This is a genomic window from Actinophytocola sp. (assembly GCF_035712165.1).
GTDB lineage: Bacteria > Actinomycetota > Actinomycetes > Mycobacteriales > Pseudonocardiaceae > DASYTH01.
In genome coordinates, this window is the sequence record NZ_DASTBH010000006.1 from 1 (window position 1) to 16,988 (window position 16,988).

19 protein-coding genes and 2 tRNA genes are annotated in these 16,988 nt (G+C 71.9%); 9 read left to right on the plus strand and 12 right to left on the minus strand.

Annotated features, from left to right (window positions below; genetic code table 11):
- Positions 1-29: 29 nt before the first annotated feature.
- Positions 30-509, minus strand: a complete 480-nt coding sequence (locus VFO68_RS00265; protein ID WP_325156052.1) for a helix-turn-helix domain-containing protein — start codon at positions 507-509, stop codon at positions 30-32.
- 86 nt (positions 510-595) lie between these two features.
- Between VFO68_RS00265 and VFO68_RS00270 the strand changes: the two genes are divergently transcribed.
- Positions 596-1,258, plus strand: a complete 663-nt coding sequence (locus tag VFO68_RS00270) for a DUF899 domain-containing protein (RefSeq protein WP_325156053.1) — start codon at positions 596-598, stop codon at positions 1,256-1,258.
- A 16-nt stretch (positions 1,259-1,274) separates the two neighbouring features.
- Here VFO68_RS00270 and VFO68_RS00275 read toward each other — a convergent pair whose 3' ends face one another.
- The 5 genes from VFO68_RS00275 to VFO68_RS00295 form a co-directional block, all read right to left on the minus strand.
- Entirely contained in the window at positions 1,275-1,838 is a 564-nt protein-coding gene (locus VFO68_RS00275) for a hypothetical protein (RefSeq protein WP_325156054.1), read from the minus strand.
- Positions 1,839-1,902: 64 nt separating this feature from the next.
- Entirely contained in the window at positions 1,903-2,508 is a 606-nt protein-coding gene (locus VFO68_RS00280; protein ID WP_325156055.1) for a GyrI-like domain-containing protein, read from the minus strand.
- Complete coding sequence (locus VFO68_RS00285; RefSeq protein WP_325156056.1) at positions 2,505-3,293, minus strand: MerR family transcriptional regulator; 789 nt, start codon at positions 3,291-3,293, stop codon at positions 2,505-2,507. The genes VFO68_RS00280 and VFO68_RS00285 overlap by 4 nt, the downstream gene beginning before the upstream one ends.
- Before the next feature lie 34 nt (positions 3,294-3,327).
- Positions 3,328-3,867, minus strand: coding sequence for a hypothetical protein (locus tag VFO68_RS00290; protein WP_325156057.1), 540 nt, complete (start codon positions 3,865-3,867; stop codon positions 3,328-3,330).
- 201 nt (positions 3,868-4,068) lie between these two features.
- Complete coding sequence (locus tag VFO68_RS00295; protein ID WP_325156058.1) at positions 4,069-4,335, minus strand: hypothetical protein; 267 nt, start codon at positions 4,333-4,335, stop codon at positions 4,069-4,071.
- A 116-nt stretch (positions 4,336-4,451) separates the two neighbouring features.
- On the opposite strand from VFO68_RS00295, the gene VFO68_RS00300 reads away from it, so the two are divergent.
- Both VFO68_RS00300 and ligA read left to right on the plus strand, forming a co-directional pair.
- Entirely contained in the window at positions 4,452-5,246 is a 795-nt protein-coding gene (locus VFO68_RS00300; RefSeq protein WP_414635439.1) for a hypothetical protein, read from the plus strand.
- A 43-nt stretch (positions 5,247-5,289) separates the two neighbouring features.
- Entirely contained in the window at positions 5,290-7,278 is a 1,989-nt protein-coding gene (gene ligA, locus VFO68_RS00305) for an NAD-dependent DNA ligase LigA (protein ID WP_325156059.1), read from the plus strand.
- A gap of 39 nt (positions 7,279-7,317) precedes the next feature.
- Here ligA and sigJ (VFO68_RS00310) read toward each other — a convergent pair whose 3' ends face one another.
- Positions 7,318-8,139, minus strand: a complete 822-nt coding sequence (gene sigJ, locus VFO68_RS00310; protein ID WP_414635440.1) for an RNA polymerase sigma factor SigJ — start codon at positions 8,137-8,139, stop codon at positions 7,318-7,320.
- Between the two features lie 53 nt (positions 8,140-8,192).
- Entirely contained in the window at positions 8,193-8,786 is a 594-nt protein-coding gene (locus tag VFO68_RS00315) for a carboxymuconolactone decarboxylase family protein (RefSeq protein ID WP_325156061.1), read from the minus strand.
- A gap of 109 nt (positions 8,787-8,895) precedes the next feature.
- Here VFO68_RS00315 and VFO68_RS00320 point away from each other — a divergent pair, with 109 nt between their 5' ends.
- Positions 8,896-10,131: an MFS transporter gene (locus VFO68_RS00320; protein WP_325156062.1), complete on the plus strand. Its 1,236-nt coding sequence runs from the start codon at positions 8,896-8,898 to the stop codon at positions 10,129-10,131.
- A 15-nt stretch (positions 10,132-10,146) separates the two neighbouring features.
- On the opposite strand, the gene VFO68_RS00325 is transcribed toward VFO68_RS00320, so the two are convergent.
- The 4 genes from VFO68_RS00325 to VFO68_RS00340 form a co-directional block, all read right to left on the minus strand.
- Positions 10,147-10,218: transfer RNA gene (locus VFO68_RS00325), tRNA-Gln, on the minus strand.
- Between the two features lie 6 nt (positions 10,219-10,224).
- Positions 10,225-10,297: transfer RNA gene (locus VFO68_RS00330), tRNA-Gly, on the minus strand.
- A gap of 326 nt (positions 10,298-10,623) precedes the next feature.
- Positions 10,624-11,490 (minus strand): RNA polymerase sigma factor SigJ, encoded by an 867-nt coding sequence (gene sigJ, locus VFO68_RS00335; protein WP_325156063.1) that lies wholly within the window; start codon positions 11,488-11,490, stop codon positions 10,624-10,626.
- On the minus strand, positions 11,487-12,311 hold the full coding sequence (locus VFO68_RS00340; protein WP_325156064.1) for an alpha/beta fold hydrolase: 825 nt from the start codon (positions 12,309-12,311) through the stop codon (positions 11,487-11,489). Before VFO68_RS00340 ends, sigJ (VFO68_RS00335) begins: the two co-directional genes overlap by 4 nt.
- Before the next feature lie 132 nt (positions 12,312-12,443).
- On the opposite strand from VFO68_RS00340, the gene VFO68_RS00345 reads away from it, so the two are divergent.
- From VFO68_RS00345 to VFO68_RS00365, 5 genes are all read left to right on the plus strand, one after another.
- Positions 12,444-12,989 (plus strand): YbaB/EbfC family nucleoid-associated protein, encoded by a 546-nt coding sequence (locus tag VFO68_RS00345; RefSeq protein ID WP_325156065.1) that lies wholly within the window; start codon positions 12,444-12,446, stop codon positions 12,987-12,989.
- A gap of 21 nt (positions 12,990-13,010) precedes the next feature.
- Positions 13,011-13,316: a type VII secretion target gene (locus tag VFO68_RS00350; RefSeq protein ID WP_325156066.1), complete on the plus strand. Its 306-nt coding sequence runs from the start codon at positions 13,011-13,013 to the stop codon at positions 13,314-13,316.
- A complete protein-coding gene (locus VFO68_RS00355; protein WP_325156067.1) occupies positions 13,313-14,944 on the plus strand; it encodes a glycohydrolase toxin TNT-related protein in 1,632 nt (543 codons plus the stop codon). The genes VFO68_RS00350 and VFO68_RS00355 overlap by 4 nt, the downstream gene beginning before the upstream one ends.
- Positions 14,941-15,192, plus strand: a complete 252-nt coding sequence (locus tag VFO68_RS00360; protein WP_325156068.1) for a hypothetical protein — start codon at positions 14,941-14,943, stop codon at positions 15,190-15,192. Before VFO68_RS00355 ends, VFO68_RS00360 begins: the two co-directional genes overlap by 4 nt.
- Before the next feature lie 135 nt (positions 15,193-15,327).
- Positions 15,328-16,983, plus strand: coding sequence for a heme peroxidase family protein (locus VFO68_RS00365; RefSeq protein WP_325156069.1), 1,656 nt, complete (start codon positions 15,328-15,330; stop codon positions 16,981-16,983).
- Positions 16,984-16,988: the final 5 nt, after the last annotated feature.

Here is a 16,988-nt window from a genome sequence, read left to right on the forward strand (position 1 = left end):
CTCGGCGAGCTGACTGAGTCCACTGTGGACTACTGGGCGGCCCGGCGGGCGTTGCCCTGGCGCTGACCGGGTCCGGGCAACAGGTCGATGTCGGTGGCGTGCATCGGCTCGCCGCAGGTGGCGCAGCGCAGGTCCACCTGGCTGATCCGGCCGCAGGCGTGGTGCCGGTACAGCACCGGCGGCCCGGCCTCGCCCGCGGTCCACCGGTCGCCCCAGCGGACCATCACCAGCAGCAGGTCACACAGTTCGGTGCCCTTGGCGGTGAGCACGTACTCGCACCGCACCGGGCGCTGGGAGTACTCCCGGCGGTCCAGCACGCCCTGCTCGACCAGCCACTTGAGCCGCTCGGTCAGCACCTTGCGGGAGATGCCCAGGTCCTGCTGGATGGCCTCGAACCGGGTCAGGCCCGCGTAGACGTCCCGCAGGATCAGCGGCGACCAGGGTTCGCCGATCACGTCGAGGGTCCGGGCGATCGAGCACCGCATGGCGCCGAAGTCGGTGCGCTGCATGAAACCCATGGTACCCCATATCAGTTCCCTGAGGGAACCTACTGTGCTACGGTCGGCCTCAGTGATCGAACAGGGAGGAGAACCCGATGAACCGTCCACCCGTGGTGTCCGAGCAGGACTGGCAGGCCGCGCGGGAGGCGTTGCTGGTCAAGGAGAAGGAGCTGACCCGGGCGCTCGACCGGCTGGCCGCCGAGCGGCGCAGGCTGCCGATGGTCCGGTTGCGGACCGGCTACGAGTTCACCGCGCCGGACGGCGCGCGGGTGAGCCTGGCCGGCCTGTTCGACGGCAACCGGCAGTTGGTGGTCTACCACCACATGCTCGCCCCGGGCCAGGACTGGGTGTGCGGCGGATGCGGCACGTTCACCGACAACCTGGCCGACGGGTCCCAGGCCCACCTGAGCGCCCGCGACACCCGGCTGATCCTGATGTCACCCGCGCCGCAGTCGCAGATCGAGCCGGTGCGGCAGCGGTTCGGGTGGACGGTGCCGTGGTATTCGGCCTACGGCAACGACTTCTACGCCGACCTCGGGCTGGGCGACGGTTTCGGCCTGAGCGTGCTGCTGCGCGACGGCGAGGAGGTGTTCCGCACGTACTACACCGCCGGCCGTGGCGTCGACCGGCTGCGCCTGGACTTCAACCTGCTGGACCTGACTCCTTACGGACGGCAGGAGGAATGGGAGGACTCGCCGGCCGGCTGGCCGCAGGATCCGACCATGTCCTGGCTGCACCTGCGGGACGAGTACGCGTGACCCGCCTCCCGAAGCGTCAGATCAGCCAACGGTTGCGTTGCACGAAGCCGAAGCTGGTCCAGCGGTTGCCCAGACCCCAGTAGCGGCCGGCGCTCACCGCCGCAAAGATGATCATGAGCAGGGCGTAGATCACGTGGTAGTCGATCACCGGGTTGGTCGAGCCGGTCGGCTCACCGGTGGCGGTGGTCTTGGCCGGCGGCCAGTCCGCGAGCCACATGAGCGCCATCATCAGCGTCCCGGCGACCGCGGCGACCCGCAGCCCGGCGCCGACCAGCAGCGCCACGCCCAGACCGGCCAGGCCCAGCATGAACAGCCAGTCCACCCACGCCTGGCCGGACCAGCCGTTGAACATCTCCCGGAACGGCCCGGTCTTCACGGCGCCCAGGAAGCCCGTGGTCGGCGAGCCGCCGTTGATCCAGGCCTTGGCCGACGGGGTGGAGTAGCCGAGACCGAACAACTTGTCGAGGAAGGCCCAGGCGAAGACGAAGCCCAGGGCGATCCGGGTGGCGCCGATGAGGTTCGCGGCGGTGGGGGTGATGGTCTCCGGTGCGGCGGTGTAGGGGGTGGCGCGCGTGCTCATGTGGTTCTCCTTCCACCGAGACAAGTGTCGCGATCCGGATCATCGGGCGGAAGCCCCAAAATCCTCAGGCGGGCCGGACGGGTTGGCGCAGGATGGTCCGGGCGTGCTCAGGCGGCGTGTGGCCGGGGTCGGTCAGGTAGATCTCGTGGTGCAGGCCGTCCCGCACCAGCCCGGCCGAGGTCATGAACGCGTCCATCGCGGCGAGGGTGCGGGGTTCGTCGGCGAAGGCGCCACGGTGCATCGCCTGCACGCAGCGGCCGCCGGGCACGGTGACCAACTGCACCCGGGCGACCGTGCGCGGGGCGCCGGCGCCGAGCGCGCGCTCCCGGGCCTGGTGCGCCCAGGCCGGATCGGCGGTGTCCGGCAGGCGCAGGAACAGATGCCAGTGCCAGTCCGCGCGCGGCACCTCCAGCGCCGGCCGGTCGTCCTCGACCCACCACCGCCCCTCCAGCGGCGGCAGTGGGCACCAGGCATCGGGCATCGGGCGCCCGTGCTCGGCGGCCAGTCCGAGCACCTGGCCGGCAACCGCGTAGAGCGCGGTCAGCGCCGCCACGTAGGCGGTTCCGCCGGGCTCGCCGGAGCCGGTCACGCTCAACCCGGTGACCGGGCCGAACTCGGTCTGCTCCGGTGCTTCGGCCGCCTGGTACCAGGTGTCGGTCGTGGTGTTCACTGCTCCTCCAGTTTGATCATCAGGTGGGTCACCAGGTGCTCTGGCGCGGTGGTGTTCGGGTCGTTGCGGTACACCTCGTAGAGCGGCCCGGCCGGGGTGTGGCCGTGGTCGGCGCACCAGGCCAGCAGGGCGTGCCCGGTGAGCGAGATGTGGTCGTACGGACCGAGATGCGTGGCGCTGGCGTGCGGCCCGCCCGGCAGGAGTTCGGTCGCGGTGCCCGGGACGTCCCGGTCGGTCGGCAGTGCCGCGGCGACCGTGAGCTGCTGGGGCAGGTCGAGCGGGAACAGGCCGATCAGCGACGTGTCGACCCGCACGCCGGCCGCGCCGAGCGCGTCGAGCAGCCGGGCGACACAGCGGGAGGTGACCTCGCCGATCCGGTCGGCGTCCCCGGTGTCCCGCACCAGGGCCACCCGGCGGGCCGGCTCGGTGACGATCGTGACGTCCACCACCGGCAGGCCGTCGGACAGCACCCGGTCCAGCGCGGCGAGTATCCGCAGCCGGCGCGCCACGTCGGCCTCCAGCCGGGTGCGCACCTCGCCGAGCGTCTCCGCGACCCGGTCGCCGGCCAGCACCCGCCCGATCGCGGCCAGCGGCACGTCCAACGTCCGGAGCAGCCCGATCGACAGGGCGTCGCGGGCCTGGTCGCGCCGGTAGTAGCGGTAGCCGGTGTGCGGGTCGACCATGGCCGGCGGCAGCAGGCCGAGCTCGTCGTAGTGCCGCAGTTGCTTGACGGACAGCCGGCACAGCCGGGCGAACCGTCCGATCGGGAGCAGCGGGTCGGTCATGGCTTGAAGAATGGACTCTCCCACGACGGGAGACTCAAGCCGGCGGTCCGATCGCGAGCCCCCGGCCCATCGCCAGGCGGGACTCCGCGTTCTGCAGCGCCACGGTCGAGATCGCGTGCAGCAGCGCGGGTTCGGGGTAGCCGGCGGCGCGCAGCGCCTGGAGATCGTCCGGGTTCATCCGCCACGGCGTGCGGCTGAGCTTGCGGGCGAAGGTGTCCAGCAGCGCCTCGCGGTCGTCGCGGGGGGTGTGGCCGGACAGTTCGTCGGCCCGGGCCGCATCGCAGCTTTCCTGGGCGGCCGCGGCGGCCAGCAGCCGGCGGTCCCGCAGGGGGAGGGGTTCGGCGGAGTCGAACACGTAGTCCCGCCAGTGCTTCCAGGCCTCGGTGATCGCCGGCAGGGTGGACAGGCCGCGCGAGCCGGCGGTGACCACCGGCCAGTCCGCGCGGTCCGGGCGGGGCGCCGCCTGCTGGTCGCGGCGCGGCGCGAACGCCGGCAATGGTGTGGCGTAGTCGAACTCGATGCCGGTCGCGTCGGCCACGCGGGTCAGGTAGTTGAACATCGCCACCACGGCCACGGCGGTCTCGATCCCGTCGGCGCCGAGACCGGGCGGCGCGAGGCCGGGGGTGACCGACCAGGGCCGGGCGGTCAGGGTCTGCGCGAACCGGGCCAGGCCGGCGTCGCGCTCCGGCAGCCGGTCGTCCGCGCCGGTGAGGACGGCCTCGGACAGCGCGGCGTCACCGCGGGCGGCACGCAGAAACTCTGCGTGAGCCGACGTTCAATAGAAGCACTGGTTGGTGCGCGAGGTGACGCTGCTCACCAGTTCGCGGTCCGCCCAGCTCAGCGCCGAGCGGTGCAGCGCCCCGGACACGGCGAAGGTGCGCCGCATCAGCTCCGCGTCCTGGCTGTGTGCCCGGACGATGCCGGGCGCGTCGTCGTGTGGCGGGCGGTAGACGTCGGGTATCGGCCGGGCGGCCATCGCCGCATAGGTGTCGGCGAGGGCGCCGACCGCGTCCCGTCGCGGGATGATCGCCAACCAGGCCATGTCCGCACTCTAGATCATCTTGCTGGGGCCTGGGTAGATCATCAGTGATTGGTTTGAACCACTTTCGTTACCCAATCGTATTCCCAGGTACGCAGGAATGACCGGAGGAGTCGTGGATGTCCCTGTTCGGAAGCAATGGCCGGCACCGCAAGCGGGCGCGCCTCGGCCTGGCGGTGGCGGTCGGCGCCGTGGGCATCGCGGCCGTCGCCGTGGTGTGGAGCGGCGGGAGCAGTGAGGCCGCGGAGTCCTGTGCGGGGCTGGACACCGCGTTGCAGAACAACCTCAACTTCATCGCCGGCCAGCAGGCCAACCCGGACGCGCAGTCGCAGGCGCGGATCGCCAACCGGCAGGCCGTCGTGGACCAGATCCAGCAGCGCCGGGCGGTGGCCGGGTGCACCGGCGGGGTCGTCGCGCAGCCGGTCGACACCGGCGGCTCGGGCGAGTCGTGTGCCGGGCTGGACAAGGCCCTGCAGAACAACCTGGACTTCATCGCCGGCCAGCGGGCCAACCCGGACGCGCAGTCGCAGGCGCGGATCGCCAACCGGCAGGCCGTCGTGGACCTGATCCAGCAGCGCCGCACGGCGGCCCGGTGCACGGCAAACGTCGTGGCCAACCCGCCCGTGGCGCAGCCCGCGCCACCGGCGGCCCAGCCGCCGGCCGCCGGTTCGGTCGTGTGCGCCGGGTCGACGGTGACGCTCTCCGGTGAGGCGGGCGCCCCGGCCGCGTCCAGCAACCAGTTCCCGGTCGGCACCCGGCTGCGGGTGACCAACCTCGACAACGGCAGGTCCATCACGGTCGCGGTCACCTCGGCATCCGGCAGTTGCGCGCTGCTCAACGACGCGGCCTTCGAGCAGGTCCGCGAGCCGGGCAAGAACCTGATCCGGCGGGCCAGGATCGAGCGGGTCGGCTAGTCATCCACAATGGACGGTGGGAAAGCAAGGTAGCGTGCCCATCGTGAACCCGCGCGAACGAATCCAGGAGCTTGCTGACCAGATCGTGGCGCTGCGGGACGCCTACTATCGAGGCTCGCCGCTGGTCGCCGACGCGGAGTACGACGCGATCGAGGACGAACTGCGCGGCCTGATCGAGGCGAACCCGCAGTGGACGCCGGATCCGAACCCCCTGGAGCAGGTCGGGGCGCCCACGGTGTTGCACGCGCCGGTGCGGCACGCGCGGCCGATGCTGTCCCTGGAGAAGTCCAACCGCCCGGAGCAGGTGGCCGCGTTCTTCGATCGGTTCCCCGGCCAGGCGATGGTGGTGATGCCGAAGCTGGACGGGCTGTCGCTGTCGCTGGTCTACGAGAACGGGCGGCTGGCCCGGGCGGTCACCCGCGGCGACGGCACCACCGGCGACGACGTCACCTTCCTGGTGCGGGCGCTGGTCGACGGGGTGCCGGCGCGCCTCGACGCGCCGGGCCGGGTCGAGGTGCGCGGCGAGGCGATGATGCTGCGCTCCACGTTCGCCGCCTACAACGCCGCCCACCCGGACCGGCCGCTGATCAACCCGCGCGGCGCCGCCGCCGGCACGCTGCGGGCCAAGGACCCGGCCGTGGTCGCCGAGCGCCGGTTGCGGTTCTACGCCTTCGACCTCGACGCCGGGGACGGCGTCGCGGCCGACGTCGAGGACGGGCTGCGGCGGCTCGGGTTCGACGTGGCCGACATGCGGCACTGTGCCGACGCGGACGCGGCGCTGGCGGTGATCGCCGAGATCGAGGCGCGGCGCAACGACCTGGACTACGACCTCGACGGTGCGGTGCTGCGGCTGGCCGACCGGGACGCCTACGCCGCCGCCGGGACCCGGTCGGCCTCGCCGCGCGGCGCGCTGGCCTACAAGTTCGCCGCCGAGGAGAAGACCACGGTGCTGTCCGACGTGGTCTGGGACGTCGGCAAGACCGGCAAGATCGCTCCGGTGGCGCACCTGGAACCGGTGTTCGTCGGCGGCACCACGGTCACCCGGGCGACGCTGGCCAACCAGGAGGTGATCCGCGCCCGCGGCATCAAGATCGGCGACACCGTCCTGGTGCGCCGCGCCGGGGACGTGATCCCGTTCGTCGCCGGCGTGCTGGACGCCTCGCAACGCACCGGCGCGGAGCGCGACATCGTGCCACCGGTGGTCTGCCCGTCCTGCGGGCAGCCGCTGACCGAACAGGGCAACAGCCGGGAACTGTTCTGCACCAACGTTTCCTGCCCGGCGCAGACGGTGCGCCGGCTGATCCACTGGGCGTCGCGGGCGGCCGCCGACATCGAGGCGATCGGTCCGGTGTGGATCGAACGGCTGGCCGAGGCGGGGATTCTCGAGCGCCCGTCGGACTTCTACGGCCTGACCAAGGAGACGCTGCTGGAGTTCGACCGGATCGGTGAGATCTCGGCACAGCGCATGATCGAGTCGATCGACGCCAGCCGGGCGGTCGGGCTGCGCCGGGCGTTGATCGGGCTGGCCATCCCGATGGCCTCGGACGGCACCGCCGCCCGGCTGTGCCGCGCCGGGTTCGGCTCGCTGGAGGAGATCGCCGACGCCGGGGAGGAGCGGCTGGTGGCGGTGGAGGACATCGGCCCCAAGGTCGCCGCCTCACTGACCGAGCACCTCGCCCGGCTGCGGCCCGAGCTCGACCGGCTGCGGGAGCGCGGCGTCTCGCTGGACGTCCGGGACGAGGACCTGCCGCCGGTGGTGGCTGCCGGCGCGCCGCTGGCCGGCAAGACCGTGGTGATCACCGGCGCGATCAGCGACCCCCGCTCCGGCGAGAAGGTGCCCCGGCCCACCTTCCAACGGCTGTGCGAGAAGGCCGGCGCCACGGCGGCGTCCTCGGTCTCGGCCAACACCGACCTGCTCATCACCGGCGCCGACGTCGGCGCCAGCAAGCTCACCAAAGCCGAGAAGCTCGGCGTCGAGGTGGTCGACCAGAACGAGATCTGGCAACAGCTCATCGCCGCCGGCATCGCCTGACGGGGGACTCGCCGGGCGTGCAGTGGGGACTCGCGGGTGTCAGCGGCGGAGTTCGGCCACCTCGTCGAGGCGCATGAGCTTGTTGGGGTTGCGGATGGCGTAGATGTGGGTGATCCGGTTGTCCTCGACCACGAAGGTGATCGCGGTGTTGAGGTCGCCTGCCAGGTCGACGCGGGCGGCGACCGTGCCGTTGAGCAGCAGGGTGGTGACCTGGGCGTCCGGGGCGACGCGGTGGAAGCCGGACAGCAGCGCGATGACCTTCGTGCTGCTCCTGACCGGGTGCCGCACGCTGGGCGTCAGGCCGCCGCTGTCGGAGACCAGGACCACGTCGGGCGCGAGCACGTCCATCAGGCCGTGCACGTCGCCGGTGGTGAGCGCGGCCAGAAACCGCCGCACGACCTCCTCCTGCTCGGTGCGGCTGACCTGGATCCGGGGCCGGCGGGCGGCCACGTGCTCGCGCGCCCGGTGCGCGATCTGCCGGACCGCCGCGCCGGACTTGCCCACCGCCTCGGCGATCTCCTCGTACGGCACGTCGAACACCTCGCGCAGCACGAACACCGCGCGTTCGGCCGGACCGAGGGTTTCCAGCACGGTGAGCATCGCCATCGACACGCTCTCCGCCAACTCGACGTCCTCCGCCACGTCCGGGCTGGTCAACAGCGGCTCGGGCAGCCACTCGCCGACGTAGTCCTCGCGCTGGCGGGCCAAGGTGCGCAGCCGGTTGAGCGCCTGCCGGGTGACGATCCGGACCAGGTACGCCCGCGGGCTGCGCACCTCGGCGCGGGCGGCCTCGCCGATGTCGGCCCACCGCAGCCAGGTTTCCTGCACCACGTCCTCGGCGTCGGCGGCGGAGCCGAGCATCTCGTAGGCGACGGTGAACAGCAGGCTGCGGTGGGTGACGAACGGGTCGACGGTCACGCCGGCGAGCCTAGATCGGCGCTGCGCTCGGCGAGCGGCGCCAACTGGCAGGCCGCCGAGAAGCCCTGGGACTCGACGCCGAGCGCGATGTTCGTCCGGGTGTACATGTTCGCCAGGGCGATGAAGGCGGTCAGCTCGACCAGCGCCGGCGCCCCCAGCGCCTTGAGCAGCCGCGCGGACATCTCGTCGGTCACGGTCGGCCGGGTCTGGCTCATCGCCTCGGCGTAGGCCATGACGTCGCGCTCCAGCGGCGTGAACACGTGCGACTCCCGCCAGCGCGGCACCTCCCGGGCCTTGGCCTCGTCCAGACCCTGGTCGTGCGCCATGAAGTAACCGAGATCCAGGCAGAAGCCGCAGCCCACCAGCGAGGCCACCGCCATGTGCGCGAACGTCTTGAGGTTCTCGTCACACCGGTCCCACTTGGCCGACTTGCGACCGACCGCGAAGCTGAAGTTGAGCACCTTGCGGTTGTGCCAGGCCACCTCCACCGGCTCGGGCACCTCCCCGAACATCTTGCGCGACATCCGTTTGACCACCGCGCCGTAGACGCCGTTCAGCTCGGCCTTCGGGATCCGGGCGTTTCCGGTCATGTCTCCTCCTGTGTTTCTCGCGGACTCGACATGCAGACACCGCGCCCCGGCCGGATGTGACAACCCGGCGGGATTTTCCTGGTCGCCCACCGGCCGTAGCGTCGTCGCCGTGACCGCGCCGAACCTCACCTACCGGGAGGCCCTGCGCAACCGGCAGGTGGCCGGGCTGCTGCTGGGCGACCTGCTCGCCAACATCGGCACGGGCATGATCATCGTGGCGATGCCCGTGCAGACGCTGACCCTGCACGGCAGCGTGCCGCCGGCGATCGCCATCGGTCTGGTGGAGGCCGCGCCGTTCGTCCTGTCCACGGTTCTCGCGCTGGGCATCGGCCTCGGCCGGGTGCGGGTGGCGCCGAGGACGCTGCTGATCGCCGACTGCGTGCTGCGCTCGCTGACCTTCGCCGCCCTCGGCGTGCTGGCCGTCACCGGGCGGCTCACGCTGCTCGTGCTGATCGCCGGCCTGCTGTTCGGCGCGACGTTCCGGCTGGCCGGATCGAGCAGCAGGCGGCTGCTGGCCACGGCCGCCGCCGGCGAGACCGGCCGGTTCGCGGTCAACGGCCTGCTCGGGCTGAACGCCACGTTCGCGCTCTACATCCTCGGGCCGGTGCTCGGCGGGGTGATCGTGGCGACCGCCGGCTCGGGCGTCGCGCTGTTCTGCGACGCGGGCGGCGCGCTGATCCTGCTGGTCGCCGTGCTGGTGTCGGTGCCACGGGCGGCCAGTGACCGGGACGCGCTGCGCAACCCCGGGACCGGGGAGTCGGGGTGGCGGATCCTGCGGCGCCGGCCGGTCGCCGCGCGCCTGCTGGTCGTCGAGTTCTTCTTCAACTTCCTCTACATGCCGATCGAGGTGGCGCTGCCGCTCTACGTCAGCGCGACGCTGCACGCCGGCGCGTCCGGCCTGGGCCTGATGTGGGGTGCGCTCGGGATCGGCGCGTTCGCCGGCGCCGCGCTGGTGAACCGGCTGCGGAACCTGCCGCAGCGGCACGTGCTGATCGCGATCATCGGCCTGTGGGCGATGTGCCCGATCGCCCTCGCGTTCGTCGGCAGCCTGCCGGCCGCGCTGGTCGTGTTCGGGCTGGGCGGTCTGGTCTGGGCGCCGTTCACCCCGGTCGCCTACAGCTTCCTGCAGTCCGGCCTGGCAGCCGAGGAGCAGCAGCCGGTCGTGACACTGTGGACGACCGGCGCCACCGTGGCCGCCCCGCTCGGCCTGGCCATCGGCGGCCCGCTCATCGCCCTCACCGGGGTCACCACCGGACTGCTGCTCTCCGGCGCTCTGACCCTGCTGCTCGTCCCGATCGCCGCCCGCGCCGTCCTCGGGCGCGACGTCGCCGCACCGGTCGGTTGACGGCTGCCGGGCAGGCTCCCGGTCCAGGGTTCGAACCTGGGCGAACGGATCCAAAATCCGTCGTGCTGCCAGTTACACCAACCGGGATCGCTGAGCGGCCGGCGGGCATCGAACCCGCTGCTTCGGTTTGGAAGACCGACGTGTCCGCCGAGTTCACCACGGCCGCCTGCGCTCCCGGCGCCGCCGGGAGCGGATACCAATTTCACTGTGGAGTTGGGCTGGAACCGCGCCGGCGGGAGGAGTCGAACCCCCGGGAAACGGGTTTGGAGGCCGTTCCGCTTCCGAAAGCTCGCCGACAACTGCTGCGGTATAAGGGAAAGCCGCCCGGCTCGGTATCCCGAGGGGCGGCTCCCGTTGTCCTGGACCGGTTCTCGGTCAGGGTGGGGAGCCGGCGGCGCCGCCGAGCCGCAGCCCGGAGTCGCGCCACTGGCGCTGTTGCGTGTTCGTCACGGCTCCCATGTGTCGAATCATCATCGCCGGACCCGGTGTGCGTCAACGCAATTTGTCGGGCGCGCGGATGAAGTCGATGCGGTGCAGGCGTCCGGCCGCGACGGTGAAGGAGACGACGGTGTCGAGCCGGCCGCCGGTGTAGTGCGCCAGGCCGAGGGTGCCGTTGACGGTGACCGGGTTGAGCACCTGGTCGGGTTCGGCCTTGGTCATGAGGCCGAGCACGAAGCGCGCCACGGGTTCGGCGCCGCGCACCGGCCTGCGGGCAGCGTTGACCTTGCCGCCGCCGTCGCTGGTGAGCACGGCGTCGGGGTCGAGCAGCGCTATCAGGTCGCCCAGCCGCCCGCCGGCCGCGGCGGCCAGAAACCGTTCCACGACAAGACGATGCTCGGCGCGGTCCACGTCCACCCGCGGCGCGCCCGCGGCCACGTGCCGGCGGGCGCGGGCGGCGAGTTTGCGCACCGCGGCCGGGGAGCGGCCCACGGTCGCGGCGACGTCGTCGAAGGTCATCCCGAACAGGTCGTGCAGCACCCAGGCGGTGCGTTCGGCCGGGGTGAGCGACTCCAGGACGACGAGCAGCGCGAAGCTGACCGACTCGTCCAGCGTGACCCGGTCCGCCGGGTCCGAAAGCGGCGTCAGCACCGGCTCGGGCAGCCAGGGGCCGGTGTAGGTCTCCCGGCGCACCCGGGCGGAGCGCAGCACGTCCATCGCCGCCCGGGCGACCACCACGGTCGCCCAGGCCTCGACGTCCTGCACGCGACCGTGCTGGTCGGCCCGGACCAGCTTGAACCAGCACTCGGAGACCACGTCCTCGGCCTCGGACACCGACCCCAGGATCGCGTAGGCCACCCGGACCAGATGGGTGCGGGCCGCGGCGAAGCCGGCCGAGAGCTCGGCTGCCCGGTCGGTCACGCCGCCGCGCCCGTGGTGGCCAGCACGACCTGTGCGACCAACTCGGGCGCGTCGCTCATCGGCACGTGCCCGGAGTCCGGCAGCACGACGTGCCGGGTGTGTCGCGGAAGCTGGTCGGTGTGCCGGGACTGCCGGGGGAGCAGTAGCCGGTCGCAGGCTCCGAAGGCGAGCGTCACCGGGGCGAGCACCTCCCGGGACGCCGTGTAGCGCAACCTCCTGGTGGCCCGGAACGCCGGCAGGAAACCCGGACCGCGGCCCATCAGGGCGGCGTCGCGGCGCACGTCGGCCGGGCTGAGCCTCTCGGGATGGGCGAAGAGTTGCCAGAACAGCAGCCGCCGGCCCACGGCCCACCGGGACAGGGACGTGACCAGCCACGGGGTGTACCGGCACGCGGCCCGGGTCAGCCGCAGGCTCACGGCGCAGTACAGCGGCTGGTGCTTTCGCCACAGTCCGGGCGGCGCCAACAGGGTGAGCGAGGCTACCGGCCGGATGCCGGCCAGTTCCAACGCGATCCACGCGCCGAGCGAGTGCCCGGCGACGTGCGGCGTGTCGAGGCCCCACTCGTCCAGGGCGGCGGACACCGCCTCGGCGAACCGGCGCGGCGTCGCCGCGGCGCTGCCGTCCAACCGCTCGGAGGCGCCGAAGCCGGGCAGGTCCACCGCGTACACCGTGTGCGAGGCGGCGAGCCGGTCGAGCACCGGCAGCCACGCGGAGTGTGCGGATCCGAGGCCGTGCAACAACACCAGCGGCGGCCCGTCGCCGGCCGTGGCGAACGCGACCCCGCGACGGGTTCGCCCGGCCAGTTCCACGTTGTGTCTCATGCCGCAAGGACGGGATGGCCGCCCCGGAATGTGACATTCGGGTTCGCGGGAAAGTGGCGCTCGGCGGCCCCTGGTACGGCATACTCTATGCCGACCGTCGGATCAGACGGTTTGGACGAACTGGAGAGTGCCGTGAGTGAGCCCTCGTTCGGCGGCGACGGGTACCAGACCGAACTGGAGGTGCGCCGCTGGGCGGCAGCGGTCGAGGCGAAGGCCGCGCGGTACCAGATCATGCAGGCCCAGGTCGGCGAGATCACCGCGACCGAGTCCTCGCCGGACGGCGTCGTCGAGGTGACCGTGGGGGCCAGCGGCCTGGTCACCGATCTGCGGATCAGCGACCGCAGCCGGGAGCTGCCCGGCGCGCGGCTCGCCGCGCTGGTGCTCGACACCATGCGCCGGGCCCAGTCCCGGATCACCGACAAGGTGGCCGAGGTCGCGCAGCAGACCATCGGCGACGACCCGGCGACGGTGGCCAGCATGGTCGAGTCCTACCGGCAGCGGTTCCCCGAGCCCGAGCCGGAGATCGCGCCGCACCGGCCGGACGACGAGCTGCGGCTGGGCGACCCGATGGCCGAGGAACCGCCACCGCCGCCACCGCCGGCGTGGCCCACCCGCGAGCCTCGCAGGCGACGCGGCGACGACGACAACGACGACGGCCCGTCGACCGTTTTCGACTGACGGCAAGCGAGGGAGATGACGGTGACCGAGGGATACGGCGTACTGGTCGACGAGATCCGGGCGCATGCCGGCCGGCTCGACGCGCTGCACCAGCAGCTCGACACCGCGCTCGACGCGGCCAACCAGGTTCAGCTGGGCACCGCCGCCTACGGCCAGATCTGCCAGTTCTTCGTGCCGATCGTGCAGGCGGTCAGCCGGCCGGGCGTGGAGGCGATCGCGCAGGCGGCCGACACGATGGGCGCGACGGCCGGCGGGGTGCGCGACACCGCCACCACCTATGAGAGCTCCGACGCGAGCAATGCCCGGACCTTCGGTGGTACGCGATGACGAACCCACTTCTGGCCGAGCGGCAGGACTCCACCCGGGGCTACACCGGCATCGGCATCGCCGAGTCGGCGGTCGACATCTACAACGGGGTGCAGAACGGCTCCTGGATCGAGGGCGGCCTCGGGGTGCTCGGCACCGGGCTGGAGATGCTGTCGCTGACCCTCGACCCGGTCGGCACGCTCGGGCAGTACGCGGTGTCCTGGCTGATCGAGCAGATCCGGCCGTTGCGGGAGGCGCTGAACTGGCTGGCCGGTGACGCCGACCAGATCGCCGCCTACGCGGCCACCTGGAACAACGTGGCCAGGGCGGTCGGGGACACCGGGCAGCAGTTGCGCTCCGAGGTCGCCCGCGGCACGTCGGCCTGGGACGGTCCGGCCGCCGACGCCTACCGGGCCAACACCGCCGAGCAGGCCGAGCACATCACCGCGGCGTCGACCGCGGCGGCCACCATCGGCACCGTGACCGAGGTGGCCGGGATGCTGGTCGGCGTGATCCGCGGCGTCGTGCGGGACCTGGTGGCCGAGTGCATCTCCACGCTGCTGATCCGGATTCCGCAGTGGCTGGCCGAGTTGGGCCTGACCATCGGGCTGGCCACCCCGCACGTGGTCGCCTCGGCGGCCGCGCTGATCGCGAAGTGGGTCGGCCGGATCAGCGACTTCATCACCAAGCTGGTGCGGTCGCTGGAGAAGCTGCGCCCGATCATGGCCCGGCTCGGGGAGATCTGGGAGGCCATCAAGAACGGCCTGCGCCGGCTGCGGACCCGGCCGCACGGCCCGGACGCCCCGGATGCCCCGGCCCCGGTCCGCACGTCCGATGTGGACGCACCGCGCACCACCACGCCCGGCAGCACGACACCCAGCTCCACGACCGGAGTGGACACCCCACATCCGACCACACCAAGCACCACGGGCGTGGACACTCCCGGGTCGACCACGCCCAGCTCGACCGGCGCCACGCCGGTGCACACCGACCCGGTCCATACCGACCCGACGCCGCCCAAGGACCCGGACCTGCCGCCGGGGCGCCGCGACTACGATTCGACCGGCAAGACCATCCCGACCAACCAGCTTCAGCACCCCCACGCCGACCTGCTCGACCAGAACCTGCTGCGGGATGCCGCCAACAATCCCAACCGGGTGAGCGACGCGCTCAGTCCGGGCGCACCGAAGGACCATCCCGCAGTGCAGGAGATGATTCCGGGCAGCTACGACCCGCACGGCGGGCTCGGCCAGGACGCCTGGAACAAGGAGTACTGGCCGACCGGCAAGACCGACGCGCGCGGCAACCCGGAGCTGGTCTGGCCCGATCCGCAGGCCCACCCGCAGGGTTTCGACACGCCGGAGGGCCGCACCCCGAGCGTGATGCAGCCCGGTCAGCAGTTCGACCGGTTCGGCCCCGGGTTCGGCCAGTTCGGTTCGCCGGTCGGCACCTCGTTCCCGGAGCGGGCGCTGCCGCCGGGCAGCCTCGACGCCGGCTACCACCGCTACGAGGTGGTCAAGCCGATCCCGATCTGGGAGGGCTCGATCGCACCCGCCATGGGCCAGCCGGGCGGCGGCGTGCAGTATTACCTGCCGACCTCGATAGTTGACCTGGTCAACGCCGGCTATCTGAAGGAGATCCCGCTGTGAACCTCGCCGAGCTGGGCGACGCGCTGGAGCGGATCGGCGTCTCGCCCCAGGTGGTCGCGCTCGGCGGCCATGCCGAGTACTGCTGGTGTGTGGAGCAGGCCGAGGATGGCGCCTGGGAGGTGTTCTGGCGGGAGCGCGGCAACAAGAACAACCTGGTTCGGCTGCCCACCGAGGAGACGGCGTGCTTCCAGCTGCTCGGCCGGCTCACCTACAGCCAACTCCTCGCCGGCGCCATTCACGGCCCGTAACGGCACATATCATTTAAGTGGAGTGTCCACATGGCACTCCATTAAGCAAATTCTTGGTGTTCGTCACGTCCGCCAGTTTTCTGGTATTACTGGAAACGGGAGCGCAGGGGGCGCTTGGGGACAGGGGGAACATTTATGAAACGCCATGGTCGCGACAGCTTCTTCGTGGTTGGCGAAGGGGTGCTCGAGTTCGACCAGAACGGTGCGCCTGCGGTGCGGGAACCGATGACCGCCGAGGAGTTGCGCAGGTTCCGGTTCTCGCGGCTCGGGCCGCGCGGCGAGCGGATCGACGAGTCGACCATCAGCGCGCTGGCCACCGCGATGACCGATCCCGCGGCCGCCCAACCGGACTCGGCGGACCCGCCGGTTCCCGCGGGCTTCACCTATCTCGGCCAGTTCGTCGACCACGACCTGACCATGGACCGGACCGCGGTGCAGCTCGGCGAGGACGTCAACCTCGACGAGCTGGTGCAGGGCCGGTCGCCGGCACTCGACCTGGATTCGGTGTACGGCCGGGGGCCGGCCGACCGGGAGGACCGGCGGTTCTACAACGAGGACCAGGTGACGCTCAAGCTCGGCCGCACCTCCGCGGCGTCCTTCCCGCCGGGGGACCAGGGCGTGAGCGTCGAGCTGGACGGGTTCGACCTGCCCCGGGCCGGTGGCACCGAAGGAACGCTCGCGGACCGGCGGCTGCCGCTGATTCCGGATCCCCGCAACGACGAGAACCTGGTGGTCGCGCAGACCCACCTGGCGTTCATCCGGTTCCACAACAGGGTCGTCGAAGAGCTTGCCCTGAAAGGACTTTCCGGTCCGCGGCTGTTCCGGGCGGGCCGGGAGCAGGTCGTCCGGCACTACCAGTGGATGCTGCGTACCGATTTCCTGCCGCGCATCGTCGATCCGGCGATCGTCACCGACGTGTTCACCAATGGCCGCCGGTTCTTCGAACCGCCGGGCCGGGGGCGGCACGGAATGCGGCCGACCATGCCGCTCGAGTTCGCCGTCGCGGCATACCGCCTCGGGCACAGCATGGTTCGCGGCGCCTACCAGTGGAACCGGGTGTTCAACAGTGCCGGCCCGGGCCCGCTCGGCACGCTGGCGCTGTTGTTCACCTTCACCGGCGTCGCCGGCAACTTCGCCGGGGGCGACCTGGACGACCCCAACTCGGGAACGGTGGACCGGCTGCCGACCAACTGGATCGCGGACTTCCGCCGGCTCTACGACTTCACCGAGGCCGGCCGGCCGGATCTGGCTCCGCCGGCCGCGACGGGCGGCAACGTCACCAAGCGGATCGACACCCTGCTGGTCGATCCGCTCCGGGAGCTGCCGGCCGGCACGTTCGGTGGGCGTGGCACCGAGTTCCCGGCGATCCACCGCAACCTCGCGTTTCGCAACCTCACCCGGGCGAACATGGTCAGCCTGGCCAGCGGCCAGCAGCTGGCGGAGCTGTTCGGCGTGCCGCCGCTGACCACCGAGCAGATCCTCGACGGCGACCGGGGTGTGCGCCTCGACTCGCTCACCGACGAGCAGAAGTCCGTGGTGACCGCACGGACCCCGCTGTGGTTCTACGTGCTGCGCGAGGCGGAGCTCAATGCCGGCCGGCTGGGCGCCGTCGGCGGCCGGATCGTCGCGGAGGTGTTCCACCGGGCCATGGCGGGCAGCCGGATCTCGATCGTTCGGGATCCGTCGTGGCGGCCCAGGTTCGGCCCGAACCGCGACACCTTCCGCATGACCGACCTGATGCTGTTCGCCTTCGAGGGCAAGGCCGACCTGCTCAACCCGCTCAACGACTGACCGGT